The following is a 23,311-nucleotide window of genomic DNA, read 5'->3' on the forward strand; positions in this document are numbered from 1 at the left end:
ATTTAGATGTTGGCATGCTGCAATAGGATGGCTGTTTTTGCATCACGTAATCTGGAGGATGAGTTGTGGACGATGGTCCGCTGCGGCCGGGTTGAGTTCCCTCCCCCTGCAAGCATGTCCCGAGCTTGTCGAAGGGGGAAGGGGCGAGAAGCCTTAGGCAGCAACGATCTTCATGCAATCGCTGTGCCGCTCGACCGTCCGCGCGCTTGCAGCCGCGAAGCAATGAGATAATAGCGGCCACCCAAAAGTACTTACCGCGCCTCACCCGCACTGATTGATCTCCGATGCCACCATTCGCCCCGCTCCAGAACGACACCTTCCTGCGCGCCTTGCTGCGCCAGCCGACCGATTACACGCCGCTGTGGCTGATGCGCCAGGCCGGACGTTATCTGCCGGAATACCGCGCCACCCGCCAAAAAGCCGGCTCCTTCCTCGGCCTCGCCAAGAACCCCGACTACGCGACCGAAGTCACGCTGCAGCCGCTCGAGCGCTATCCGCTCGATGCCGCGATCCTGTTTTCCGACATCCTGACGGTGCCGGACGCGATGGGGCTGGGCCTGTTCTTCGCCGATGGCGAAGGCCCCAAGTTCGAGCGTCCGCTGCGCGATGAAAAGGCGGTGCTGGCCTTGCGTGCGCCTGACTTGGGCACGCTGCAATACGTATTCGACGCGGTGACCCAGATCCGTAGCGAGCTGAACGGGCGGGTGCCGCTGATCGGCTTTTCCGGCAGCCCGTGGACGCTGGCGTGCTATATGGTCGAAGGCGGCAGTTCGGACGACTACCGCACCGTCAAGACCATGCTGTACGACCGGCCGGACCTGATGCACCACATCCTGCAGACCAATGCGACCGCGGTGGCGGCCTACCTGAATGCGCAGATCGACGCCGGCGCGCAGGCCGTGATGCTGTTCGACTCGTGGGGCGGCGCGCTGGCCGACGGCGCCTACCAGGAGTTTTCGCTGCATTACATGCGCGAAGTGATGCGCCAGCTGAAAACCGAGAAGGACGGCGTGCGGATTCCGTCGATCGTATTTACCAAGGGCGGCGGACTGTGGCTGGACCAGATCGCCGCCATCGGCAGCGATGCGGTCGGGCTGGATTGGACCGTGAACCTGACCAAGGCGCGCGCGCTGATCGGTCACAAGGTCGCGCTGCAGGGCAACCTGGATCCGGCGGTGCTGTTCGCCAACCATGCGCAGATCCGCGCCGAAGTCGGCAAGGTGCTGGCCGCGTACGGCCCCGGCGCCGGTCACGTGTTCAATCTCGGTCACGGCATCTCGCAATTCACGCCGCCGGAAGCGGTCGCGGTGATGGTTGATGCTGTGCACCAAATCAGCCGCGCGCAAACCAGCGCCTGATCCACATCGGCGCACGCATCCGCGGCGCCGAAATGCGCGCCGGCGGACCTTCCCGCACCCTGTGAAGTGAGCGTCCGCTAAGCGCGCGGGCGGCACCGGACAACACGAGTGGATAACAATTCACAGTTATCACAAAGACCATGAATATGCGCCTGCGCGGTGCGCTCCCCATGCCGTTGCACAACCAGTTATGCACACAAAAAGAGCGCACCAAAAGAAATTAAATTTATTTTTTGCGCTGCAGCGATGAAATTCTAAGTCATTGATTTTAAACGATTTATTATTTGCATTTCAAATAAGCAATCTATATAGACCCGCATAAAATAAGGCCGCAAACGCTGTCAAGGGCGACTTATCAACAAAGTTATCCACAGTGTCTGTGGATAGTTAATAAAGTGCTTATGAAACCGATAGTTAGCGCATTTCCTCAGGCTTCACATTAAGTCCATGCTGCATTGCATTGTCAAAATCGCACTCGATACCCCGCTTGACATCTGTTTCGATTACCTTTGGTGCGGTGATGACAAGCTGTCAGCATTGCCAGCTTGCGGACAGCTGGTGCTGGTGCCGTTCGGGCGGCGCGAAGTGGTCGGATTGATCGTCGAGGTCAAGCACAGCAGTGAAGTCGCCGACCACAAGCTCAAGCAGGTGCTGGCGCTGCGCGCGCAGCTGCCGCCGTTATCGGACCGGTGGCTGGCGCTGTGCGGCTTCGCGGCCGACTATTACCAGCGGCCGCTGGGCGAAGTCGCGATCCCGGGTTTGCCGAAGAATTTGCGGGCCGAAAAGACCGTCGCGCTCGATCGCGCAGTGAAGAAACTGGCCAAGCAAGCGGAGCAGGGCGCACCGCACGATGCCACGCCGCACCAGATGCCGGCCCTGAACCCGGCGCAGCAGCAGGCCGCGGACGCGATCGCGGGCGCCCGCGGCTTCGCACCGCACCTGCTGTACGGCGTCACCGGCAGCGGCAAGACCGAAGTCTATCTGCAGGCCGCGGCGCAAATCCTGGCGCAGCAAGACGCAGCGCAGATCCTGATCCTGGTGCCGGAGATTAACCTGACGCCGCAGCTGGAGGGCAATATCCGCGCCCGTTTCCCCGGCGTCATGCTGGCCACCTTGCACAGCAGCCTGGCCGAAGGCGAGCGCATGACGCACTGGCTGGCGGCTCATCTGGGGCAGGCCCGCATCATCCTCGGCACCCGCCTCGCGATCCTGGCATCGTTGCCGCAACTGAAACTGATCGTGATCGACGAAGAGCACGACCCGTCCTACAAGCAGCAGGAAGGGCTGCGCTATTCGGCGCGCGACCTGGCGGTGTGGCGCGCGCACCAGCTGGCGATCCCGATCGTGCTGGGTTCGGCGACGCCATCGCTGGAGAGCTGGCAGCACGCGCAAAGCGGGCGTTATCGCAAGCTGGAACTGCGCGAGCGGGCGGTCAAAGACGCGCTGCTGCCGACCGTGCGGCTGATCAACATGGAAACCGACAAGCCCACCGAGGGCCTGACCTCGACCCTGATCGCCGCATTGCGACTGCGTCTGGAGCGCGGTGAGCAATCACTCCTGTTCCTGAACCGGCGCGGCTATGCACCGGTGATCAACTGCGACGCCTGCGGCTGGGTCAGCGATTGCCCACGCTGCACCGCCTTCATGGTGCTGCATAAGCCGGAGCACCGGCTACGCTGCCATCACTGCAGCCTGGAACTGCGCATCCCGCGCGCCTGCCCAACCTGCGGCAACGTCGACCTGCAACCGCTCGGGCGCGGCACCCAACGCGTCGAGGAAGGCCTGCAGCGCCTGTTTCCGCAAGCCCGCATCCTGCGCATCGACGCCGATTCGACCCGCCTGAAGGGCAGCGCGCAAGCCGCGTTCGACAGCGTGCACCGCGGCGAGGTCGACATCCTGATCGGGACCCAGATGGTCGCCAAGGGCCACGACTTCAAGAATCTGACCCTGGTCGGCGTGCTCAATCCCGACACCGCGCTGTTTTCACAGGATTACCGCGCCAGCGAACGGCTGTTCGCGCAGTTGATGCAAGTGGCCGGCCGCGCCGGCCGCGCCGCCCAGAAGGAGGGCGGCAGCGCCAGCGAAGTGCTGATCCAGAGCCGCTACCCGCAGCATCCGCTGTACAGCGCAGTGGTCAACCACGACTACGACCACTTCGCCGGCGCGCTGCTGGAAGAGCGCCAGCAAGCCCACCTGCCGCCCTACATCTATCAGGCGCTGCTGCGGGCCGAGGCCAGGGAGCTGCAGATTGCACTCGACTTCCTGCAACAGGCCGCGAACTGCCTCGAACATCCCGGTATCACCATCAACGACCCGATCCCGATGACGATGACCCGCGTCGCCAACGTCGAGCGGGCCCAGTTGCTGGTCGAATGCGCATCGCGGCCGGCGCTGCAGGCGTTTCTGAAGCGCTGGATGGCCGAATTGCGCGCCATGAAGAGCCGTGTCAAATGGTCGCTGGAAGTCGATCCGGTCGATATTTGAGCCGATGCGTGGCACGCTTGGCGCATGATGATGCCGTCGCCGGGACGGTGGACACCGTTGTATTGGGGTGCGACATGCGCACCGTCCGTCGGGGAGGCAAGATGGCGGCTGCATCGGTGCGCAGGGCGCACCCTACGTCCGAATTTTGCGTAAGTCCCAAAAAATATGAAATATCACGACAAATACCAGCACAGGCGCTTGACGCCGCCAATCAGCGGTTAGCTAGCGCTAGCAGGGCGATTACATGAAGATCGTTGCAGGCTAGCGCTTCTCGCCCCTTCCCCCTTGCAGGGGGAAGGTTGGGATGGGGGTAGGACGGTCGATCGGCAACATGCATCATTCATCGACCGCACTACCCCCACTTGCAGTGCGCATATCCGCTTGCAGGCGGATACCGCTACGCAGGCAGGAGGCATGCCACCTGAATTCCCTGCTGCGCCCCTAACCCTCCCCCTGCAAGCATGTCCTGAGCTTGTCGCAGGAGGGGAGGGAACTCAACCCGGCAGCACCAATGTTCATGCGGTTCTTCGTGCGATTGCCCTATAGCCGCTACCTGTCTTCCGGATCGAATCTGCATACTTCATCGCGTCAGCTCGTACCTGCTCCTGCCTCTGCGCGGGTACCACGGACTAGCGCGAGCCAGCGCCACCGCGTGCGCCCGCATTCGGTCGGGTCCATTCACCCATGTACGCGCCTTCCCCCGAATTGATCAACAAACCTTGTGCACGGGCCTGCTCCAATTCGGCCCGCACTTCTGCGCGCGTGCGACCGGAATAGCGAGAGCCAGCGACCCCGCGTGCGCCGATATTCGGCCCGGTCAATTCGTCCGGATATGCACCTTCACCCGGATTCATCAATAAGCCTTCGGCACGCGCTTGTGCCAATTCAGCCTGCACTTCTGCACGGGTTTTGGTCGACACCGCGACCGGTTCGTCAGAATAGCGCTCTGCAAAAGTTGAACCAACAGTAGCAACCGCCGATAACGCAATTACCGCAGCAATCAAATGTCTGATTTTCATGTCAGCCTCCAGCCAGCGAAAAACGACACCTTGTCTGGCGACTCCGTCACAGCTGTGCCTTGCGCGCATCATCAGTCGAAAGAGCCGCCCCCGAGCTTGCCAGCATGAAACCGTCTAGCCTCACCGCAAGCTATCCTTCAGGCATGCTTATCTCACCGAAATAAAATTACATGCATATTCGATACTCCGCACCAGCCCTTCGATGCAACCGATTTCAAGCCGTCGTGCGAATCAATGTTACTAAAATTCTAGGTCGAAAAATGTGCAGTTCAAGCTTTAATCAGGATTAAATTAGCGTTATATGCCTGAGGTTGCAGGTGCTTGCCTGCAATACGCGCAACAACATATCATTCCATTGAACGCGCACCGAGTCATGAAATTTTGTTACATAGGGAGGAGGAGGCGACTACGTCTATCCCGGGCTGGCACCCGTTACCACTGGCTGCGCTGCGCCGGGTTGATCCAATACCGGCGCTTGCGACCCAACCGTGATCAGCTTGTGTCCAGCCGCCTCGGGTGCGTCGAACTGGAACATCCGCATCGCGAGACGGGTGAATTCCTGGTGCTGCGGCGGGGTCCTGCTGTGCCAGCTGGCAAGGTAATCATAAAAACCGATCTTCCCTTGTGGCGCGTCGAGATTGAGGAAACCGACCGCCTGCCAGTCCTGGCTATGCTCGAGGATGGGCAGGAACAGATTGGCGATCAACTCGTTCTTGCCGCGCAGATAAGGATTTTCGAGCAACAGCGGCCCATTTTCCCGGAACCATTGCGCCAGTGACGTGTTGGCAGGCAGCTGGCGATGTGGCTCGTTCAGCACGCGTCCGGTAAACCCGGTGAATGTGGGTGCGTAGGACGCCCATTCCGCGCGCGGCGGGGACTGCTCCCAGGTCATGGACATCTGTATCAAGGTATACATCGAGACGGCCTCGCACATCGTTTCCTCGAACCACAGGTACGATGCAATTTTGGGCGGCGCGTGATTCTCGTAGTTGGCAAGGATATGAAATAGCTCGTGCGAGAACTCATAGACGAACTCTGCCCAGCGCTTGCCTTTGGCCGCCAAATGGACCTGGTATTCGTTTGCCGGTCCCTTTTGGTACAACACAACAGGGTCTTGGCGGGTGGGCGAGACGACGATGGGATCGAGTTGCCGTTCCGGAAAATGCGTCAGCAGTGTGCCGGCGACCGCGTATAGCAAGGTCTCGATTTCCTCCGGTGTTGCATCGCCCCATTCGCCCGGCGCGACCCGGATCACGAGCCTGCGGCTCTCGACACCTTTGCCATTGCCGCTTTTTTTCTGCTGCGGGTCGATTCTCAAGTCGGCGGCACGGACGCCGTGCGCGGTCAGTAGCGACAGCGCAATCGAAGCACACGCGACAACCCGTCTCATGATTACCTCACCTGACCAAAGTAACAATCCCACAAAACGGCAAGCCAGCCATCCCCGCCGTCACTTAACCCTTCGGTCAAAATTTGCATAGGTCCAGTCAAAACTTGCAGAGGTCCAACCTTATCGCAGTCGATCCCAAGTACTCAAAGCGAGTGCCATCATCATCGATTCAGTGTAATCCATCATCCAGGCACTTTCATCGGCGGCTGCGTCAAACCGGGATTATTGCCACCCCTGACGCCCGCCATTCGCGCGTCAGGCGACCGGATTTTGCTGGCGGCCGTTTGATGCAACGCAATTGCGCAGCGCTTGCGCATAGTATTCGGAGCGAAAAATACTAAAGTTCAAGACTCGCAAGGTTCTCCCTACGGCTGCGGTGCTGCCGCAGTGTGTGCATCGTCCTGCAAATCGCGTCGTCGGCATCACTGCGACTCTGATCCCTATTTTCTGGGTGGTTCGCCAACAGGAGGCATGACATGGGCGCCGCTACTGCCATCGTGCAACGGGTATACACCGCTTTCGGCGAGGGGAATGTTGCGGCGATCCTGGACCTGGTGGCCGACGAGGTCGACTGGCAGTTCGTCGGCTCGGAGAATTTGGCATACGCCGGGCTGCGGCGCAACCGCGACGAGGTGGCCGCCTTTTTTGCGGCAATCCCGGTGGCCGACGCGATTCACGTGTTTGAGCCGCGCGAATTCATCGAGGCCGGCGAGCATGTCACCGTACTCGGATGGGAGCAATCAACGGCGCTCGACAGCGGTGAAGATTTTGCGTCCGAATGGGCCCATGTATTCACCGTGAAAGGCGGGAAAATCACCCGCTGGCGCGGTTTTTTCAACACTGCAGCGCGCTATGGGCTGTAGTACGGGCTGTCCACCTGCCAACCCGGGCGCGGCCAGCCTGGACCGGCCATGCTCGCTGATCTGGCGGGCCAGGCTTAACATTCATCTGTCGCTAGCGTCACGCCGCGTGCAATGCACACGCCGCCAGGCGGACACCAGCTAAAGGAGTCAAGCATCGTGCGCATGTTACTCAACGTCGTCTTCCCCCACGAGCCTTTCAATAGCGCGGTCCGAAACGGCGCCGCAGGGGCCACACTTCGCCGCATCCTGGATGACCTCAAGCCGGAAGCGGTCTATTTTACCGAGCAGAACGGGCACCGAGGCGCAACGCTGATCGTCAATGTCGAGCGGGCCTCGCAGATCCCGGCGCTAGCCGAGCCATGGTTCCTGCACTTTAATGCAGACTGCCAATTCCGGATCGCGATGACGCCGGAGGACCTGCAGCAGGCCGGGCTGGAGGAATTGGGCAAGAAGTGGGCCTAGCGCCTAACGCCTAACTCCGTTCAGGAAGTGCTGGTGGTTGAACCTGGCGTCGCCGCATCCCGGCGAGCGCAGGATATGTCGGTCTGCGGCCAGGCGCAGGCCAGCGGCCTTTGCCAGCCAGGCTGCGAGCATCTCTGGCACGGATTCCCCCTTGCCGGCCGCGCACGCCTCGAACATCCCGGCATCACCATCACTATCCACGACCCGATCCCGATCGCGAGGACCATGACCCGCGTCAAATGGTCGCCGGAAGGCGATCCGGTCGGTATCTGAACGCGCCCATCCCCTATACTGGCGGCTGGCGCGACCACGCCGATGGCGCACGCTGATGGCACACTATTGCGCCGCACCCGCAGCTTTCCAAAGGATCACGATGAACCTCCCGTCAAACTGGCAATCGTATGCGTTCGGCTCGGCCTTCTTTGCCGCGCTGACCGCGCTGTTCGGCAAGCTCGGTGTCGCCAACATCAATTCCAACTACGCGACCTTCATCCGCACCATCGTGATCCTGTGCGTCACGGCGGCCATCATTTCGGCACGCGATGAGTGGCAGAAGCCGCAGCAGGTGGCGCCCTCGACCTGGCTGTTTCTGGTATTGTCCGGCATCGCCACCGGCCTGTCCTGGCTCTGTTATTACCGTGCGCTGCAACTGGGGCCGGTGTCCAAGGTCGCGCCGGTCGATAAATTGAGCGTCGCGCTGGCCATCGTGCTCGGCATCCTGTTCGTCGGTGAAACGCTGACCTGGCCGGTCGCCTTGGGCGGCGCGCTGATCGTTTCCGGATCGGTCATCATCATCGTGTTTTGAGCGCGCCCAGGCAGGCGGCAGACGCGCCGGACCGGAATCGGGCATAATTTTCGGTTATTGGTTATTCCAGCGATCGGCGATGCCCGCACCGCATCGAACGATGCAGCAGGCGTCGAGCTTGGCGTCACCTATCGGGCATTTAGTTAAATACTATTTTCAATTTGTATTTAATAGCCATATACTATTTATAGCGCGGTCGATCGACCGCTTTCCATCCATCCAAATCAGGAGTCCCGCATGAAAACAGTAGGCGAAAAACTCGACGCATTCGCAGTCCCGGCCGCCAAGCCAGGCTTCAACCACCACGAAGAAGACGGCGTATCGGCCTTCGAAATCATCACCGAAACGTCCTTCCCCGGCAAATGGAAGATCATCTACTTCTACCCAAAAGACTTCACCTTCGTCTGCCCGACCGAGATCGTTGAATTCGGCACGCTGGTGAAAGACTTTGCCGACCGCGATGCGGTACTGATGGGCGGTTCGACCGACAATGAATTCTGCAAACTGGCATGGCGCCGTGAACACGCCGACCTGAACAAGCTGAACCACTACTCGTTCGGCGATTCGAAAGGCGTCCTGGTAGACATGCTCGGCGTGCGCGACCACAGCGCCGGCGTCGCACTGCGCGCCACCTTCATCGTCGATCCGGACAACACGATCCAGCACGTGTCGGTCAACAACCTGAACGTCGGCCGCAATCCGGAAGAAATCCTGCGCATCCTGGACGGCCTGCAAACCGACGAGCTGTGCCCATGCAACCGCACGCTCGGCGGCGCCACCTTGTAATCGATGCCAACCGATTCGGAGCGCACCGCACCGAAGACCGCATCTGAAACCCGCTCCGGCGGGTTTTTAATCCCCAATCCAATAGGAGAAAGCAATGGAATTTCTCAACTCAATTAAAGATTTGATTCCAGACTACGCGAAAGACATCCGTCTGAACATCGACGGCACCATCGCGCGCTCCAGCCTGGCACCGAACGAAGCAGTCGGCGTCGCGCTGGCCGCCGCATTTGCCGCCAAGAGCAAGCCGATCATCGAGCTTCTGCGCGCTAGCGAGGCACTGGCGCCGGAAGAAGTGCAGGGCGCGTTGACCGCGGCCGCGCTGATGGGCATGAACAACGTCTGGTACCCGTACGTCGAGATGACCGAAGACGCCGACATCAAGGGCAGCCCGGCCGGCTTGCGGATGAACGCCTACGCCACCCACGGCGGCGTCGACAAGCGCCGTTTCGAGATGTACGCGCTGGGCGCCTCGATCATCGGCAAATGCGATTTCTGCGTCAGGTCGCACTTCGACAACCTGAAAAAGGAAGGTCTGTCGACCCAGCAGCTGCGCGACATTGGCCGCATCGCCGCCACCATCAATGCCGCGGCGCAGGTGATTGCAGCGGAGTAGACCAACGCCAACGATGCGCAAAAGGAGGGAGTATCGGCAAAAATGCGGCGTTCCCACCTGATTTCATTGCCGCAAGAAAAAATACTGGCGTGAGTATAACTTGACGGCAAGTAGGATAGGTGCATCCCATCATCGCGGACGTGGACGATGGCTTACACCCATCCTACTGCCGGATTGGAAATGTGTTGTCGCAACGTCAAGCGCCGGTTATATTCTGAAATTGACAACTAAATTGCCAACAGGGCTACCCTCAAATTTTGCTGGGCAATCAGTCTGCCGGATCTGGTTCTGAGCGGTCATATTGGTTTTCACTGGAGAAGGCAACATGAATGCAGTCAAGATTGCGGGAATCGTGCTGATCGTGGCCGGCGTCCTGGGGTTGGTATACGGCGGCTTCAGCTACACTAAAAATACCACTGAGGCCAAGCTAGGACCGTTCCAGCTGTCAGTCACGGAAAAGGAGACGGTCAACGTCCCAGTATGGGCCGGCGTAGGGGCAATCGTGATTGGCGGCGTGCTCCTGCTGTTTGGCGGCAAGAATAAGTAGCCGCTGGTCGCCGGCTAGCCCGCCCCGGATACCGCCCCAAATACAAGAAGCTGATCGATAGGGCGGCATGGTCGGGCGGCAGCATTGATATGGTCCCGGCCCAGACGTGGTCGCAACGTCAAGCGTCGGTCTCAAGCCAGCCAGCCGCCGGAAAACTGCGCGCGGCGCAAGCCTTCGACGATGTACGGGCATAGTCGCGTCAGTCGCCAGATAAAATCGGTGCGGTAATTCTCGATCATGATCACCGTTGGGCCCTCATTGATGCCGAAATGATAGGGCGAAACCCAGCCGCATTTGCGGATGCTTGCACTCGGAAAGGTCGGATTGAACGAGGCCTTGAATCCGTAGGGATTGGCTACACAAAGTCGCAGCCGGTTGAAGTGGTCGATCGTTGGCAACACGATTTCCGGCGCAAATGGCAGCGAGGCGACCACCGCCCACGGTGCCAGCGTGCCGTCGTCCGGGCCGTAGGGGACACCGCGCGCCACGTAATCAAAAAAGCTGCGTTGAACGCCTTTCATCTTTTTTGTGAGCGTACCGGGGCCGTCACTGGCGGTAACGCCCCAGCAGAACTCGCCGTATTGCGCAAATTCCATCGGATTCTGAATCGCGTATTGCTGTTGGACATACGCGGCACGTCGGCTGTTCTCAAAATAATCGCAGTCATGGGTTTGCATGAACGGATCGCGTATGGCGCGAAAATCTATCCATACATGCGATAGCTGGTGGATAAACAGCGAACCTGCATACAAGTATTCGATGTCGTAGAGGGTTTTCCATTCGTAGGTAGTTAGCCATGCCGTGTAACTGCGCTCCGGGATGGGGAATGTGGGCGACCCCAGCGCAAGTATGTATAGGATCAGCGCCTCATCGTAACCTTCCCAATGCCACGGCAAGAATCCATGCTCGGGTCTCCAGCCATGGCACAGGACGGCGGCGTTCGCGAGCATCCACTGCCAGTCAACCCGTTGGTACAACATGTCGGCAAGCGCGCGAATTTCGATTTCATCTGGCGTCTGGTGCTGGAAGTAAGCGGCAGTGGTGAGCACGCCAGCGATCAACAGCGCGCTATCGATGCTCGACAACTCGCTATTCCATGCTCGTCGTCCGGTTTTGAAGTCCAGAAAGTGATAATAAAATCCCTTGTATCCGGTGGCGTCCGGCGCTTCACTTTGCTCGGAGCTGGCAAAAAATCTGAGTGTGACCAGGGTTCGTTGTGCAGCATCGTGACGCGACATGAAATGGCGCTCGACTCCCACCGGATAAGCGGTCAGCGCCATCCCGATGGCGGCAATGCTGGAGGGCCAGTTTTCCGCTGTCTTGTCGAGGATTAATCCATTTTCAGGATTGACTTCGTGCAGAAAATAACCGAACGAATCTTCCTGCATCGTCTGCAGCAGTTCTATTTCACTACAAAAGGCATCATCAACTTTCGGATGGATCATGATGTTCCCATTCAATACTGACCAAGGCCAGTGACTGGGGTGGCAACGTGACATCAATCACGATTACCCCGCCTTCTTCGGAGCAGGCAAGGATTGTGGGCGCCGGTTCCGATGCACTGCGGATCTTCTCGAGCTCAGCAGTGCTCAAATATTCCGGCTGTCCCAAGTCCCGCCACGCACGCGCCGGATTGCAATGGTCTTCATCGATCCGCGCTATCAGCACCTTGCGCGAATGGCGACCGTCGGTGCCAGATAAGCATACCTGAATCGGTTCATCATTGATGGCATGGCGCGGCATGGCCTGATTAATCAATAATATGTTGGTCGGTGCATGCGCGCCGTCGATTTTCCGACCGACCCACACGGCGACGGTTTCGTGATTGCCCTCGGTGGGATACCGGACGTCGCCGAATTGCAGCATGAATTGAAATGCGCGGTAGATCGGCTTGGCGATGCCGTGGATATTCATCAGGCCAAAGCCGCCATGAAACGGCACACTCGGAAAATAGTTTTCCTCAAAGATATCGGAGAATGTCCAGAAGCTGTAGGCGTCCACCACGTCATCAACGCTCATTGCAATCCTCACCGCCAGCGCCGCGGCGAACGATTGATCACGCAACGGATCGCGTGGATTCGACGTGATGTTCCATTCGGTGTAATACAGCGGGCGCCCCACTGCCTGTTCGCGTGCTTGCAGAGCGCGCGAACGCATGGCATCTTTGGGCGCATGCTCGAGTCGCGTCATGGTGTCCGCGCCAATTTCGCCAAATGCATCGGTCGGGTAAAAATGCGTGCTGATGAAGTCCGCGGCGAGCTTATTGCTGTCGCAGTACTGTAGAAACTCGTCGATCCACGCGTTCTGTGCCGTCGCCGGGCCACCTACTTGCAGACGCGGGTCGACGTGTTTGATCGCCTCCACCGTGGTCTGATACAAAGTGAAATAGGCTTGCTGTCCAGCAATCCAGAAAGCGTCGAGATTGGGTTCATTCCATACTTCAAATGGCCATTGAGAAACCTCTGAGATGCCATAACGATCTACCCAATGCCTGACCAATTTATAAATCAAATCGCCCCATTCTCGGTAGTCCCTGGGCGGCGTGACGTTTGCGCGGTAATGGAACACCGTGGTGCCGCCTGACGCCAACGTGTTTGGCATAAACGACAGCTCCACCAGCGGCTTCATACCGATAGACAACAAAAAATCGAATATTTGGTCGGTGTTGAAAAACGAATACAGCAGTTGCCCGTTCTGGCAAATTAATGTTCCCATGTCGTCGCATAAAATTCCATGAAAACGTACATGGCGAAACCCCAGCTCGGCCCGGGCCTGGCGCATTTGCGCCTGCCAGTCCGCCCGCAACGCAGTCGGTGCATGGCAGCTCCCCACCGAATGTTGCCATGGGCGCGATAACTGTATCGGGGTTGCGTCCAGCTTGCAGCTAAATGAAGCAGCCATAGGAATTGGTTGATCACGTCCGGGTAGAACGTGCACCTTTCACTGTAGCACCGGCCATCCGGCGAACTATGTGCAGGAACAAGGCCGCCAGCATTTTGCCGACCGTGGCGATGTGATGGCACTGGAAACGCAGCGCCGGGAAGACCTCTCAGAGCCGCGCCGCGTGTCAATGGGGAGGCACGTGCTGCGCAGAAGGGTTGGTGCCGCACCCGAAAAAAAAGAGTAGCGCAAGCGCGCTACTCTTTCATTTTTCCAGCAGTGACAACGGCGCCAGCGGTGTCGACGCTACAACCGGATCGCGCCGTGCGCTTGATTAATAGGTCGTGATCGCGGTCGGAACGCCGCCCTTGAACGTGAATACCGTGACCGGCGATTCCTTCAGGTTGCCCTTGGCGTCGAAACCATAGTTACCACCCACGCCCTTGTAGCTACCCTTGTACAGCTCCGCGCCGACCTTGGCTGGATCGAGCGAGTTGGTCTTCTTCATCGCGTCGGCGATCAGGTGTACGCCATCGTAGAACGAGGCGGCATAGACGTCGGCGTTGATGTTGAAGCGCTTCTTGTAGGCGGCCTTGAAGGCTGGGCCGGACGCGACCTTGTCGAGCAGCGCGCCGCCCTGGGTGCAGACCACGTTCTCGCCGACCGTATCGCCGCCCAGCTTGCCCATTTCAGCGGTACAGATGGTGTCGCCGCCCAGCAGCTTGGCGGTGATGCCGAGCTGTTTCATCTGGCGTGCCATCGGTGCGCCCTGCGGTGCATAGCCGCCGAAGAAGATGCCGTCGACGTTCTTGGCCTTGAGCTTGGTCAGGATCGTGGTGAAGTCGGTTGCCTTGTCGGTGGTGAATTCGCGCGGTTCGACCTGCAATCCGGAGGTCTTGGCCTGCTTGGTGAATTCGTCGGCGACGCCCTGGCCGAACGCGGTGCGGTCATCGATCACGGCGACCTTTTTCATCTTCATTTCTTTTGCCGCGTACAGCGCCATCTTCGAGCCGAGCTGGCTGTCGCTGGCGTTGATGCGGAACAGGTTCTTGTAGCCCTGCTCGGTGATCTTCGGATTCGACGACACGGTGGCCACCAGCACCCCGGCCTCATTGTAGGTGCGCGAGGCTGGCATCGTGACGCCCGAGTTGTACGGGCCAACGACGAACTTGACGCCGCTGTCGATCAGCTTTTGCGCCGCGCCGACGCCGGATTTCGGATCGCCCTGGTCGTCTTCCGACTGCAGCTCGAACTTGATGACCTTGCCGCCGACGGAGATCGGTTTTGCATTCAGTTCCTCGATCGCGAGGCGGGCGCCGTTTTCATTGTCCTTGCCAGAGAATGCCTGCGAGCCGGACAGCGGGCCGCTGTGACCGATCTTGACCACGGTTTCCTGTGCGGACACGGCACCGACGACGGACAGCAGCGCGATGCCGCCCAATATTTTATTTAAATTCATGTGATCTCCAGAGTCTGCAATCAAACCGCACCGCGGACCCGGGTAGGGGGGCGCGATGAGCGATGGAACCGATGTTTCATCAGCATGAATTATCTGCAAAACCATTGCGAATTTTCTTGCGAATTGTCTAATTATTTGTACAATTTTTCATGTCTTCTACACAAAATCGGCATTTCACCAAATAAAATTCAGTGCCGCCCCGATCCGTTGGCAATTTGTCATGTGATTGCCGCGCTTCGCGCAGCGGCGCATACTGGACCACCGCATTCCATTTCTGATAGGACTTACGCAAAACGCGGGAAAAGCAGGGTGTGCCATGCGCACCAATGCAGCGTCGGTACGGGTAATGGTGCGGAGGGTGCACCCACCATTCTTTATGTTGTGTAAGTCCTGTCTACATCACCGGGAGTCATGCAATGGATACGCTGCACGTCGATGTCGCCGTGATCGGTGCCGGCACCGCCGGCCTGTCTGCATTTCGCGCCGCCAAGTCGCATGGCAAACGGGTGCTGCTGATCGAAGGCGGGCCTTACGGCACCACCTGCGCGCGGGTCGGTTGCATGCCGAGCAAACTGCTGATCGCGGCGGCCGAAGCGGCCCATGCGGTCGGTGTCGCGCCGGAATTCGGCGTGCATACCGGCTTTCTGCGGATCGACGGCAAGGCGGTGATGGCGCGGGTGCGCAGCGAGCGTGACCGCTTCGTCGGTTTCGTGATCGACGGCGTCGACCAGATTCCGGCCGCCGAACGGCTGCGCGGCATGGCGCGCTTCACCGCCCGCAACCAGCTGCAGGTGGACGACCACACGCTGGTCAACGCCGAGCGGATCGTGATCGCGACCGGCTCCAGCGCTGCGCTGTCGCCGTTGCTGAAAAACGCCGGCGAACGCCTGGTCATCAACGACGATGTCTTCATGTGGGACGATCTGCCGCCGTCGGTGGCGGTGGTCGGCAGCGGCATCATCGGTCTGGAATTGGGCATCGCGCTGCACCGGCTCGGGGTGCGCGTCGCGCTGTTCGGCCGCAGCAATAGGCTGGCGCAACTGAGCGACCCGGCGGTGCTGGACAGCGCGCGCCGCAGCTTCGGCGCCGAATTTGACCTGCGCCTGGGTAGCCAGCTGCTCGATGTGCAGCGCGTCGGCGATCAGCTGGAGCTGCAGTCGCGCAGCGCCGACGGCAAGGAGCATACCGAACACTACGCCTATGTATTGGCCGCCACCGGCCGCCGCCCGAATCTGGCGACACTCGATCTGGCACGCACGCAACTGACGCTCGACGGCCACGGCATCCCGCTGTTCGACCCGCATACCATGCAGTGCGGCGACAGCAGCATCTTCATCGCCGGCGACGTCAACAACGAACGGCCGCTATTGCACGAGGCGGCCGATCAGGGCCGCATCGCCGGCGACAACGCCGGTCGTTTCCCGGCAATCCAGCGCGGCTGGCGCCATACGCCGCTGGCGGTGGTGTTTACCGATCCGCAGATCGCCACCGTCGGCGAGAGTTTTCACGCATTGTCCGAACGCAAGGGGGAAGGCCACTTCGCGATCGGCGCAGTGTCATTCGAGGATCAGGGCCGCAGCCGCGTGATGCTGGTCAACCACGGCCTGCTGCGGGTGTATGCAGAACACGGTTCCGGCCGCCTGCTTGGCGCCGAGATGGTCGGTCCGCGCGCCGAGCATCTGGCGCATTTGCTGGCGTGGGCCTGCCAGAGCCAGATGACGATCGAGCAGATGCTGCGGCTGCCGTTCTACCACCCGGTGATCGAGGAAGGCCTGCGCACCGCATTGCGCGACGCCGCGGACAAGCTGTTGCATGGCCTGCCCGAGATCGAGCATTGCGCCGATTGCACGCCGGGGATGTGAGTGCCGGTGATGGACGCGGCAGCGTCTGAAGCGGCGCCGACCAGTCGGTAGCACTGCTTATCTTATCTTGACTACTCGTTGCGGCCGGGCAGCATGCGGCGCAGCACGGCGTCCTTCAAGACATAGTGGTGCAGTAACGCCGCGCCGGCATGCAATACAGCCAGGATCAGCACCAGATAGGCGGCCAGCTGGTGCAGGTCTTCCACCTGGTGAACCAAGGCCTTGTTGGCCGGATCGAAGGCCGGTACCGTGAACAGATTGAATAGCGTATCGCCGCGCACCCAGACATTGGCCACGCCGAGTATCACGGTCGCCAGCAGCGTTGTATACAGGGCCCAATGCATGGTCTTCGTCAGCACCTGCAGCAGCCCGGTGTCCGCCGGCGGCAAGCGCAGGCCGCCTTGAATGCGCCACCAGATCCGGTACAGCATGATAACTCCGAGCAGCGCGCCGGCGCTGATGTGCAGGCTGCGCATCGTGATGCGCCATATCCCGCGCGGAAACCAGTCGATGGTCTGGCCGACGCACAGCAGCAGGATCACGATCGCTGCGGTAATCCAGTGCAACCAGATGGATTTTGTGTCATAGCTCGGTGGGGTCGTGGTGTCAGTATTCATCGTTGGTGATCTGGGGTGGGCGGGAGCTTCGCAGCAATTTCCGGGCCGGGCGCAGCGGTGGACGCGGCAAATGCACTGAAAATAGCTGGTATTCGGTCATTGCCCGTTCCGCGCTTTTTGGGGGTGTTCGATCATTATGGAAGGCCATCGACCGGTCCCTGGCCCCCTGCACAATGGCCGATTCTGGTCAAAAATGCAAGTGCGCCGGGGTGCCGCTCAGAGCGATTGCATGAAGTCCTAGCTAGCAACGTTCTTCAGCAACCAAGGCGGCAAGCGACGGGCGACGACGGCAACGCGTACAATACCCGCTCGCCGCACCACAGCCGGATTCGATCCGACTGGCTGTTTTTGTCCGTCTTGCATCTTGCCTGCCCACATGTTCAACTCTTCCCGTCCCGCCTTGCCGCAGGCGTACTGGCGTCGTTGCCGGTTGTTGCTTTCCTTGTTGCCGCTGCTGCTGACCGCCTGCGCCAGCGTGCCACCGGTAGCGCCGCCCGCCGCCGCCGCACAAGCCGGGCCGCCGATCCGTTTTCTGCTGACCTTTGACGACGGCCCGAGTGCGCGCGAAGGCTGGAATCCGACCTCGTCCATCCTCGACGACCTGGCCGTCAACCCTATCCAGCCCGGCATCAAGGCGCTGTTTTTCGTGCAGACCCGCGCCGTCAATGGCGGTGGCACCGTGCTCGGCCGCAGCATCCTGCGGCGCGAGCAGGCCGATGGCCATCTGCTCGGATTCCATACTGCGACCCCGCGCCACTCGAATCATCGGACCATGGAGCCGCAACAGTTTGAGTCATCGCTGCAAGACGGCATCGCCGACCTGAGCGCGATCACCGGCGTCGCGCCGACGCTGGTGCGCCCGCCATTCTGGAACTACGACGCGCGCACCTTTGCGATCTATCAGCAGCATGGCTTGCGGGTGTTGCTGACCACGCTGAGCGCCAACGACGGCAAGATTTACGGCTTCCATGCCAGTCCGACCCGGCGCAGCAACCTGCTCAAGCATCTGGCGGCACAGGCTGACGCGATCCGCGCCGGTACGCTGCCGCAGGTCGACGGCGTGACGCCGATCGTGGTCACCTTCCATGACGTCAATGACTATACCGCGCGCCACATGCAGGAATACCTGCAGCTCCTGCTCGACGTCGCGCACGAGCTGCAGCTGCCGGTGGCCAGCAAGCCGTTCTACGATGAACGCGCGGCGCTGGAACGCGCAGCGCTGGCCGGCACGGTGACCGATGGCAGTGCCACACCGCAGTTGCCGGGATTCTGGAGCTGGTTGTGGAACTGAGCCGTGCCGTCGATCATTAGTCGGGGCCTAGTGCATCGCGCTTGATCCGTCACGCCAGCGGAAAATCAAAACGCCCGGTCTCCGCCAGCTGCCGGATGATGCGGATCGTGTCGATATCCGATTCCTCATACGCCGAGCAGCGAAAGTCGTTGTACATCGCATTGGCCGCATCATGCGCTTCGGGCTGACCGTCGTCGTATTCAAAGCGCACGAACAACATCTCGGGCTGTGGCTCCTCGATTGTCATGGTCAGGCGCGATTCCGGGATATCGTTTTGCGCCGGCACCAGATAGCAGATCTGGCGCTGTGGTTCGAAGGTGACGCGGTCGTCGATCACCAGCTCGCCATAGCGCAGGCGGCGCGATACCCCGCCGGCGCTGCGTTCGCTGAGCTGGCAGTCGTCCAGATGCGGCACGAACAGCTTCGGTGCTTCGGCCCGCAACACCAGGCCGCGCCACAGCTGGTCGCGGCGCAACGGGTCGATCAGCGGATTGAGCGGATCATTGATCGCGATGAGGTGTTCAAATTTCATGGTGTACCTGAATTAATGGCAATTGCTGCATCCGACTATTGTAAATACATTCGCGCCGGCAGTTGCGGTAGCAGCAGGGGTAACCGGTGGCAGGCTGGGCCCGCAAGCGCCATCAGTGGTCCGATTTTCTGCGCACCGATCCGCTATAAAAATCAGGGCGCGCCGACTATGATGTAATGGTCCGACAAGTAGCCTTAGGTTGCCATGAGACACGATTGCAAACCCCTCCGCTCCAACAATGACGGCAAGCCGGACATCCCGCCGCGGCCACCCGGCCAATCGGTACCGCCCGCGATTCGCTATTTTCCGGAGCAGCTCGACAGCGAGCGTTTGACCATTCGTCCGGCTCGCCACGGCGATGGCGCCCGGCTGTACGAGGCGGTGGCGGCATCGCTCGACGACCTGCGCCGTTTTCCGGCGTCGATGAGCTGGGCCATGCGCGACCAGACGCTGCTTGGTACTGAGCAATATTGCCGCGATGCCTACGCTTATTTCCTGCTGCGCGAACACCTGTTCTATCTATTATTGCTCAAGGGCAGCGACATCGTTGTCGGCTGCTGCGCCCTATACTGCATCAACTGGGACGTGCCGAGCTGCCAACTCGGTTATTGGGGCCGCACGCCATTCCAGGGACGCGGCCTGATCACCGAAGGCGCACGCAGGCTGGTCGATTTTGGGTTTGCCGAACTGGGCATGCGCCGCATCGAAACCTGGGTCGACGACCTGAACCGGCCAAGCTGGCGGGTGTGCCAGCGGCTCGATTTCGCGCTCGAAGGTTTGTTGCGCAACGAGCGCATCGATCCAGACGGCACCTTGCGCAACACCCGTATCTATTCGCAAATCCGTTAAGCTGCTATTGCTCCAGCGCAAGCGCTGCAGCATCGATGCCGGCCGCACCGCCCGCGTCATTACTTATCCAATCGTTCATCATGGGCCCCAAATGAAGACTCCAGCCGAAATTACCGAACAATATCTGGGCACCAGTTTCGACGCCGTCGATGCCAGCACGCAACTGGTTGCACGCCATCTGGCCGCGCGGAAGCCGATCAGCCGCAAGCCGTGGAAGAAGCTGGAAGAGGAAGCCAGCCTCGGCCAGCGCGCAGCCGACCGGGTCGCCAAGTTCGGCGGTTCGTGGACCTTCATCATGATCTTCGGCGGCGTGATGGTGGTGTGGGTCGTGATCAACTCGGTGTTGCTGCGCACAGCCGCGTTCGACCCCTATCCGTACATCTTGCTGAACCTGTTCCTGTCGATGCTGGCGTCGATCCAGGCCCCGGTGATCCTGATGTCGCAAAACCGGCTGGGCGAAAAGGACCGGCTCAATGCGGAGCACGATTACGAAGTCAATCTGAAGGCCGAGATGGAAATCCTGTCGCTGCATGAGAAAATCGATCTGCTGCGCGAACGCCAGTGGGAAGAATTGATCGCGATCCAGAAAGAGCAGATCCGCATGATCTCGATGCTGGTCGAACACAAGGGCCGCGACGCCGGGCGCCCTGACGCAGCAGCCTAGTACCGTCCAGAAAGTTGAATCGATGAACCTGAATCAAGTCACCTTGCCGAGCACTGATGTCGCCCGCTCGATCGCGTTCTACCGCCGCCTCGGTTTGGAACTGATCGTCGCCAGCGCGCCCAGGTATGCCCGCTTCGCCTGTCCGGATGGCGGCGCCACGTTGTCGGTACACCACGTCGACCAGGCACCGCCCGATTCGCCCACGGTGATTTATTTCGAATGCGAACAGCTTGACGAAAAGGTCGCGCAACTGAAACAGGACGGCATCGCGTTCGAGTCGGACCCGGTGGATCAGGATTGGCTGTGGCGCGAAGCGACTCTGCTGGACCCGGACCGCAACCGCATCTGCCTGTACCACGCCGGCCAGAACCGCCTCGATCCGCCGTGGCGCGTGACGGCTTTAGCATGATAGGTGACGCATGAGCGAGTACAACGACAGCACCATGCTGCAGATTACCGACCAGGTCGCGTTGCCGCTATCGGAGGTCGAGCTCAGCGCGATCCGCGCGCAGGGACCGGGCGGCCAGAACGTGAACAAGGTATCGTGCGCGGTCCATCTGCGCTTCGACATCGCCGCTTCGTCGCTGCCGGACGCGCTGAAACAGCTGCTGCTGACGAAAAACGACCAGCGCCTCAGCAAGCACGGCGTGCTGGTACTGAAGGCGCAGCAGTCGCGCAGCCTGGAGCAGAACAAGGACGACGCGTTGCGCCGCCTGCAGCACATCCTGCAAGCCGCCAGCGCAGTCGCGAAGCCGCGCCGCGCCACCAAACCGAGCCGCAGTTCACAGGTCAAGCGGGTCGACAGCAAGACCCGGCGCGGGCAGGACAAGGCGTTGCGGGGCAGGGTTGTGGATTGAAGGGGATGTGCCGTCGATGCGGAAATACGCCGGCCAGCATTGAAATGGTGATTGCTATCCGCACACTACGCACCGTCGTCCCAGCGCACGCTGGGACCCAGTGTCGTCGGTTGCAGCCCGATGCATGGCGCAATATCCCTAGCCGCAAAACTACATAACTCAGCGTGCTCGGAAAATTTCAGTGCTGAGTTCACGACACTGGATCCCAGCGTGCGCTGGAACGACGAAGCTGATTGCAAGGTTACCCGCAGGCAGGTTGTATAAAAACGGCCGCATTCAGCGCCCGCAATGTGCCAAACGTCAACTGCTTGAGCCGATCCAATAGCCTGGGAGGCCTTGTCTTTTCAGCATCATGGGATATACACTGCCTGGTGTTTTGCATCCATATTTTGGCACTGTATTTTTTATGCAGTACATTGTCAAAACAACTGCGCAACAAGGGTTTGTGTTGATTTGGTCGGTCAAGTTAGATGGCTTGCGGCCTGGTTACACAGACAGTTGCTGTCCGTGTAAATCAAGTTAGGCAGCATACTGTCATGACCTCCGCGAAAGGACGATCCATGATTCCAGGCACCAAAGGCTACCCAGAGCAAGCGGACGATCTATTCAAACGGTACGAAAATATTCCCTTCGTTGAAAAGCACGAGGCTGTTCTTCATTTGATACCCACATCCCCGTGCCGCGTACTTGACATCGGCGCAGGTACCGGCGCCGATGCGGCCTGGCTTGCAGGCAATGGTCATCATGTAGTCGCCGTTGAGCCTACGAAGGAGCTTCGAATACCTGCAATGGCGCTTCACTGTTCGAACTTGATCGATTGGATCGATGACAGTCTGCCGAATCTGACGATAACAAAGAGCAAATCTCAGAGTTTTGATCTCATCATGCTGACGAGCGTATGGATGCATTTAGACGAGTACGAACGTTTGCTTGCAATGCCAAACTTGCTATCTCTCCTTGCAAGTGGTGGAGTAATTCTCATGTCACTGCGACATGGCCCGCTTTTGAATACCCGACGAATGTTCGAAGTATCCGCAGAAGAGACGATCTTGCTAGCACGCGATCACGGATTGCGCGCTGTATTCAGCGCACGCACCCAGTCAGTACAGTCCGCTAACCGTTTTGCTGGTGTTGAGTGGTCACGTCTTGCGTTTCAGCGAACTGATTGGCAACAATCAAATACGAGGCAAGCATAAGCATCTCTCGCGATCCACTGTGACGTGCCACGTTTTCTCTCCGCAGCTGCGTGAATTCAATCTACAAGTGCAACACCGGCCTAACATGGCGTTGCACACGGACGTCCATACTTCGCATGGCCGCCGGTGAATTTTGATGTTAACCCTAAAAACAAGATGCAACTCAGCCCTGAGACTCGAAAACGCGTTGATTTTCTTTTTCCTGCCGATGAGAGGGAAGAGGTGATCCGGCTTCTCGAAGAAAGCTGCGGAACGAATTTGCCATTCTGTGAAAACAAGAACGAATTTGAGCTCGAACGCATACGCTACGCCGCGTTAAAACTCTCTAATGGAGATGTGAAACGGTTGCAAGATGCCGTGAAGCTGGCCTCAATAGACTGGCGCGATCTCTTAATGGCGGCCGGTTTCGGTTACGATGCGACTATCCATAATAGTTGGCTTCCGAACGGTCATCATGGATAACAAGATGTTCAACACGGGCGCGCACGTTCGCCGGATAACGTGGCGTTAGCGCTTGCTCGGGGTCACGATTGGCATGCTGGCCTATAAATACCGTATAGCCATCCTAGTTCTTATCACGGCTTCCGCGGTCATAGCGATGCTGTTCGTTGGCCGAATCCCGCAAGATCCTTCGTATCACCTATTTGCCGACGCGCGCGAGATTGCAGGTATCCGGAATTTCTGGAATGTTTTATCCAACATTCCTTTTCTGTTAGTTGGCCTCAGTAGTGTCCCAACGTTTTCACGTCAGGAGTTTGTAAGTTAATGATTTTCCTG

The 23,311-nt window shown here is 59.5% G+C and carries 24 protein-coding genes; 17 read left to right on the forward strand and 7 right to left on the reverse strand.

All coding sequences use genetic code 11. From position 1 onward, the window contains the following. Positions 1-284: 284 nt before the first annotated feature. Both hemE and ACFOFO_RS07115 read left to right on the forward strand, forming a co-directional pair. On the forward strand, positions 285-1,358 hold the full coding sequence (hemE, locus tag ACFOFO_RS07110; protein WP_390321462.1) for a uroporphyrinogen decarboxylase: 1,074 nt from the start codon (positions 285-287) through the stop codon (positions 1,356-1,358). Positions 1,359-1,805: 447 nt separating this feature from the next. Further along, entirely contained in the window at positions 1,806-3,842 is a 2,037-nt protein-coding gene (locus ACFOFO_RS07115) for a primosomal protein N' (protein WP_390331239.1), read from the forward strand. Positions 3,843-4,471: 629 nt separating this feature from the next. On the opposite strand, the gene ACFOFO_RS07120 is transcribed toward ACFOFO_RS07115, so the two are convergent. Beyond that, entirely contained in the window at positions 4,472-4,861 is a 390-nt protein-coding gene (locus ACFOFO_RS07120; RefSeq protein ID WP_390321458.1) for a DUF4148 domain-containing protein, read from the reverse strand. A gap of 412 nt (positions 4,862-5,273) precedes the next feature. Beyond that, positions 5,274-6,251: a hypothetical protein gene (locus ACFOFO_RS07125; protein ID WP_390331241.1), complete on the reverse strand. Its 978-nt coding sequence runs from the start codon at positions 6,249-6,251 to the stop codon at positions 5,274-5,276. Between the two features lie 476 nt (positions 6,252-6,727). Here ACFOFO_RS07125 and ACFOFO_RS07130 point away from each other — a divergent pair, with 476 nt between their 5' ends. From ACFOFO_RS07130 to ACFOFO_RS07160, 7 genes are all read left to right on the forward strand, one after another. Continuing rightward, on the forward strand, positions 6,728-7,114 hold the full coding sequence (locus ACFOFO_RS07130; RefSeq protein ID WP_390331243.1) for a nuclear transport factor 2 family protein: 387 nt from the start codon (positions 6,728-6,730) through the stop codon (positions 7,112-7,114). Positions 7,115-7,270: 156 nt separating this feature from the next. Continuing rightward, the gene (locus ACFOFO_RS07135) at positions 7,271-7,576 is read left to right on the forward strand and encodes a panthothenate synthetase (RefSeq protein WP_390321453.1); all 306 of its coding nucleotides are present in this window, start codon (positions 7,271-7,273) and stop codon (positions 7,574-7,576) included. Positions 7,577-7,609: 33 nt separating this feature from the next. Then, entirely contained in the window at positions 7,610-7,849 is a 240-nt protein-coding gene (locus ACFOFO_RS07140; RefSeq protein ID WP_390321450.1) for a hypothetical protein, read from the forward strand. A gap of 100 nt (positions 7,850-7,949) precedes the next feature. After that, positions 7,950-8,381 carry an EamA family transporter gene (locus tag ACFOFO_RS07145; RefSeq protein WP_390321448.1) on the forward strand — a complete coding sequence of 144 codons (432 nt, stop codon included), beginning with the start codon at positions 7,950-7,952 and terminating at the stop codon, positions 8,379-8,381. A gap of 237 nt (positions 8,382-8,618) precedes the next feature. Next, a complete protein-coding gene (locus ACFOFO_RS07150) occupies positions 8,619-9,167 on the forward strand; it encodes a peroxiredoxin (protein WP_390331245.1) in 549 nt (182 codons plus the stop codon). 94 nt (positions 9,168-9,261) lie between these two features. Continuing rightward, entirely contained in the window at positions 9,262-9,780 is a 519-nt protein-coding gene (locus ACFOFO_RS07155; protein ID WP_390321446.1) for a carboxymuconolactone decarboxylase family protein, read from the forward strand. A 325-nt stretch (positions 9,781-10,105) separates the two neighbouring features. Continuing rightward, positions 10,106-10,327, forward strand: a complete 222-nt coding sequence (locus tag ACFOFO_RS07160; RefSeq protein WP_390321444.1) for a hypothetical protein — start codon at positions 10,106-10,108, stop codon at positions 10,325-10,327. A 131-nt stretch (positions 10,328-10,458) separates the two neighbouring features. On the opposite strand, the gene ACFOFO_RS07165 is transcribed toward ACFOFO_RS07160, so the two are convergent. The 3 genes from ACFOFO_RS07165 to ACFOFO_RS07175 all read right to left on the reverse strand — a co-directional run bounded on the left by ACFOFO_RS07165 (position 10,459) and on the right by ACFOFO_RS07175 (position 14,666). Next, positions 10,459-11,772: a glucoamylase family protein gene (locus ACFOFO_RS07165; protein WP_390321442.1), complete on the reverse strand. Its 1,314-nt coding sequence runs from the start codon at positions 11,770-11,772 to the stop codon at positions 10,459-10,461. Further along, positions 11,753-13,228, reverse strand: coding sequence for a GH39 family glycosyl hydrolase (locus tag ACFOFO_RS07170; protein ID WP_390331247.1), 1,476 nt, complete (start codon positions 13,226-13,228; stop codon positions 11,753-11,755). Before ACFOFO_RS07170 ends, ACFOFO_RS07165 begins: the two co-directional genes overlap by 20 nt. A 313-nt stretch (positions 13,229-13,541) precedes the next feature. Then, on the reverse strand, positions 13,542-14,666 hold the full coding sequence (locus tag ACFOFO_RS07175; protein ID WP_390321435.1) for a branched-chain amino acid ABC transporter substrate-binding protein: 1,125 nt from the start codon (positions 14,664-14,666) through the stop codon (positions 13,542-13,544). Between the two features lie 416 nt (positions 14,667-15,082). On the opposite strand from ACFOFO_RS07175, the gene ACFOFO_RS07180 reads away from it, so the two are divergent. Then, complete coding sequence (locus tag ACFOFO_RS07180) at positions 15,083-16,528, forward strand: dihydrolipoyl dehydrogenase (RefSeq protein ID WP_390321433.1); 1,446 nt, start codon at positions 15,083-15,085, stop codon at positions 16,526-16,528. A 71-nt stretch (positions 16,529-16,599) separates the two neighbouring features. Here the strand turns inward: ACFOFO_RS07180 and ACFOFO_RS07185 are convergent, their stop codons facing one another. Then, positions 16,600-17,145, reverse strand: coding sequence for a cytochrome b (locus tag ACFOFO_RS07185; RefSeq protein ID WP_390321431.1), 546 nt, complete (start codon positions 17,143-17,145; stop codon positions 16,600-16,602). Positions 17,146-17,521: 376 nt separating this feature from the next. On the opposite strand from ACFOFO_RS07185, the gene ACFOFO_RS07190 reads away from it, so the two are divergent. After that, complete coding sequence (locus ACFOFO_RS07190; RefSeq protein ID WP_390321428.1) at positions 17,522-18,436, forward strand: polysaccharide deacetylase family protein; 915 nt, start codon at positions 17,522-17,524, stop codon at positions 18,434-18,436. Between the two features lie 49 nt (positions 18,437-18,485). Here the strand turns inward: ACFOFO_RS07190 and ACFOFO_RS07195 are convergent, their stop codons facing one another. Beyond that, the gene (locus ACFOFO_RS07195) at positions 18,486-18,968 is read right to left on the reverse strand and encodes an SRPBCC family protein (protein ID WP_390321426.1); all 483 of its coding nucleotides are present in this window, start codon (positions 18,966-18,968) and stop codon (positions 18,486-18,488) included. A 204-nt stretch (positions 18,969-19,172) separates the two neighbouring features. Here ACFOFO_RS07195 and ACFOFO_RS07200 point away from each other — a divergent pair, with 204 nt between their 5' ends. The 6 genes from ACFOFO_RS07200 to ACFOFO_RS07225 all read left to right on the forward strand — a co-directional run bounded on the left by ACFOFO_RS07200 (position 19,173) and on the right by ACFOFO_RS07225 (position 22,996). Beyond that, positions 19,173-19,817 carry a GNAT family N-acetyltransferase gene (locus ACFOFO_RS07200; protein WP_390321423.1) on the forward strand — a complete coding sequence of 215 codons (645 nt, stop codon included), beginning with the start codon at positions 19,173-19,175 and terminating at the stop codon, positions 19,815-19,817. Positions 19,818-19,908: 91 nt separating this feature from the next. Beyond that, the gene (locus ACFOFO_RS07205) at positions 19,909-20,481 is read left to right on the forward strand and encodes a DUF1003 domain-containing protein (RefSeq protein WP_390321421.1); all 573 of its coding nucleotides are present in this window, start codon (positions 19,909-19,911) and stop codon (positions 20,479-20,481) included. Positions 20,482-20,503: 22 nt separating this feature from the next. Then, the gene (locus tag ACFOFO_RS07210; RefSeq protein ID WP_390321419.1) at positions 20,504-20,890 is read left to right on the forward strand and encodes a VOC family protein; all 387 of its coding nucleotides are present in this window, start codon (positions 20,504-20,506) and stop codon (positions 20,888-20,890) included. A gap of 10 nt (positions 20,891-20,900) precedes the next feature. After that, a complete protein-coding gene (gene arfB / locus ACFOFO_RS07215) occupies positions 20,901-21,338 on the forward strand; it encodes an alternative ribosome rescue aminoacyl-tRNA hydrolase ArfB (protein ID WP_390321417.1) in 438 nt (145 codons plus the stop codon). 560 nt (positions 21,339-21,898) lie between these two features. Next, complete coding sequence (locus ACFOFO_RS07220) at positions 21,899-22,534, forward strand: class I SAM-dependent methyltransferase (protein WP_390321414.1); 636 nt, start codon at positions 21,899-21,901, stop codon at positions 22,532-22,534. A gap of 126 nt (positions 22,535-22,660) precedes the next feature. Then, positions 22,661-22,996, forward strand: a complete 336-nt coding sequence (locus ACFOFO_RS07225; RefSeq protein ID WP_390331249.1) for a hypothetical protein — start codon at positions 22,661-22,663, stop codon at positions 22,994-22,996. The last annotated feature ends 315 nt before the right edge of the window (positions 22,997-23,311 follow it).

The organism is Pseudundibacterium arcticum, from assembly GCF_042646465.1.
GTDB lineage: Bacteria > Pseudomonadota > Gammaproteobacteria > Burkholderiales > Burkholderiaceae_D > Undibacterium_A > Undibacterium_A arcticum.

Bases quoted from the DNA above. Each gene is read 5' to 3' on its own strand.
- hemE (WP_390321462.1), top strand. From the start codon at position 285: ATGCCACCATTCGCCCCGCTCCAGAACGACACCTTCCTGCGCGCCTTG.
- ACFOFO_RS07115 (WP_390331239.1), top strand. From the start codon at position 1,806: ATGCTGCATTGCATTGTCAAAATCGCACTCGATACCCCGCTTGACATC.
- ACFOFO_RS07120 (WP_390321458.1), bottom strand. From the start codon at position 4,861: ATGAAAATCAGACATTTGATTGCTGCGGTAATTGCGTTATCGGCGGTT.
- ACFOFO_RS07125 (WP_390331241.1), bottom strand. From the start codon at position 6,251: ATGAGACGGGTTGTCGCGTGTGCTTCGATTGCGCTGTCGCTACTGACC.
- ACFOFO_RS07130 (WP_390331243.1), top strand. From the start codon at position 6,728: ATGGGCGCCGCTACTGCCATCGTGCAACGGGTATACACCGCTTTCGGC.
- ACFOFO_RS07145 (WP_390321448.1), top strand. From the start codon at position 7,950: ATGAACCTCCCGTCAAACTGGCAATCGTATGCGTTCGGCTCGGCCTTC.
- ACFOFO_RS07150 (WP_390331245.1), top strand. From the start codon at position 8,619: ATGAAAACAGTAGGCGAAAAACTCGACGCATTCGCAGTCCCGGCCGCC.
- ACFOFO_RS07155 (WP_390321446.1), top strand. From the start codon at position 9,262: ATGGAATTTCTCAACTCAATTAAAGATTTGATTCCAGACTACGCGAAA.
- ACFOFO_RS07160 (WP_390321444.1), top strand. From the start codon at position 10,106: ATGAATGCAGTCAAGATTGCGGGAATCGTGCTGATCGTGGCCGGCGTC.
- ACFOFO_RS07165 (WP_390321442.1), bottom strand. From the start codon at position 11,772: ATGATCCATCCGAAAGTTGATGATGCCTTTTGTAGTGAAATAGAACTG.
- ACFOFO_RS07170 (WP_390331247.1), bottom strand. From the start codon at position 13,228: ATGGCTGCTTCATTTAGCTGCAAGCTGGACGCAACCCCGATACAGTTA.
- ACFOFO_RS07175 (WP_390321435.1), bottom strand. From the start codon at position 14,666: ATGAATTTAAATAAAATATTGGGCGGCATCGCGCTGCTGTCCGTCGTC.
- ACFOFO_RS07180 (WP_390321433.1), top strand. From the start codon at position 15,083: ATGGATACGCTGCACGTCGATGTCGCCGTGATCGGTGCCGGCACCGCC.
- ACFOFO_RS07185 (WP_390321431.1), bottom strand. From the start codon at position 17,145: ATGAATACTGACACCACGACCCCACCGAGCTATGACACAAAATCCATC.
- ACFOFO_RS07190 (WP_390321428.1), top strand. From the start codon at position 17,522: ATGTTCAACTCTTCCCGTCCCGCCTTGCCGCAGGCGTACTGGCGTCGT.
- ACFOFO_RS07195 (WP_390321426.1), bottom strand. From the start codon at position 18,968: ATGAAATTTGAACACCTCATCGCGATCAATGATCCGCTCAATCCGCTG.
- ACFOFO_RS07200 (WP_390321423.1), top strand. From the start codon at position 19,173: ATGAGACACGATTGCAAACCCCTCCGCTCCAACAATGACGGCAAGCCG.
- ACFOFO_RS07205 (WP_390321421.1), top strand. From the start codon at position 19,909: ATGAAGACTCCAGCCGAAATTACCGAACAATATCTGGGCACCAGTTTC.
- ACFOFO_RS07210 (WP_390321419.1), top strand. From the start codon at position 20,504: ATGAACCTGAATCAAGTCACCTTGCCGAGCACTGATGTCGCCCGCTCG.
- arfB (WP_390321417.1), top strand. From the start codon at position 20,901: ATGAGCGAGTACAACGACAGCACCATGCTGCAGATTACCGACCAGGTC.
- ACFOFO_RS07220 (WP_390321414.1), top strand. From the start codon at position 21,899: ATGATTCCAGGCACCAAAGGCTACCCAGAGCAAGCGGACGATCTATTC.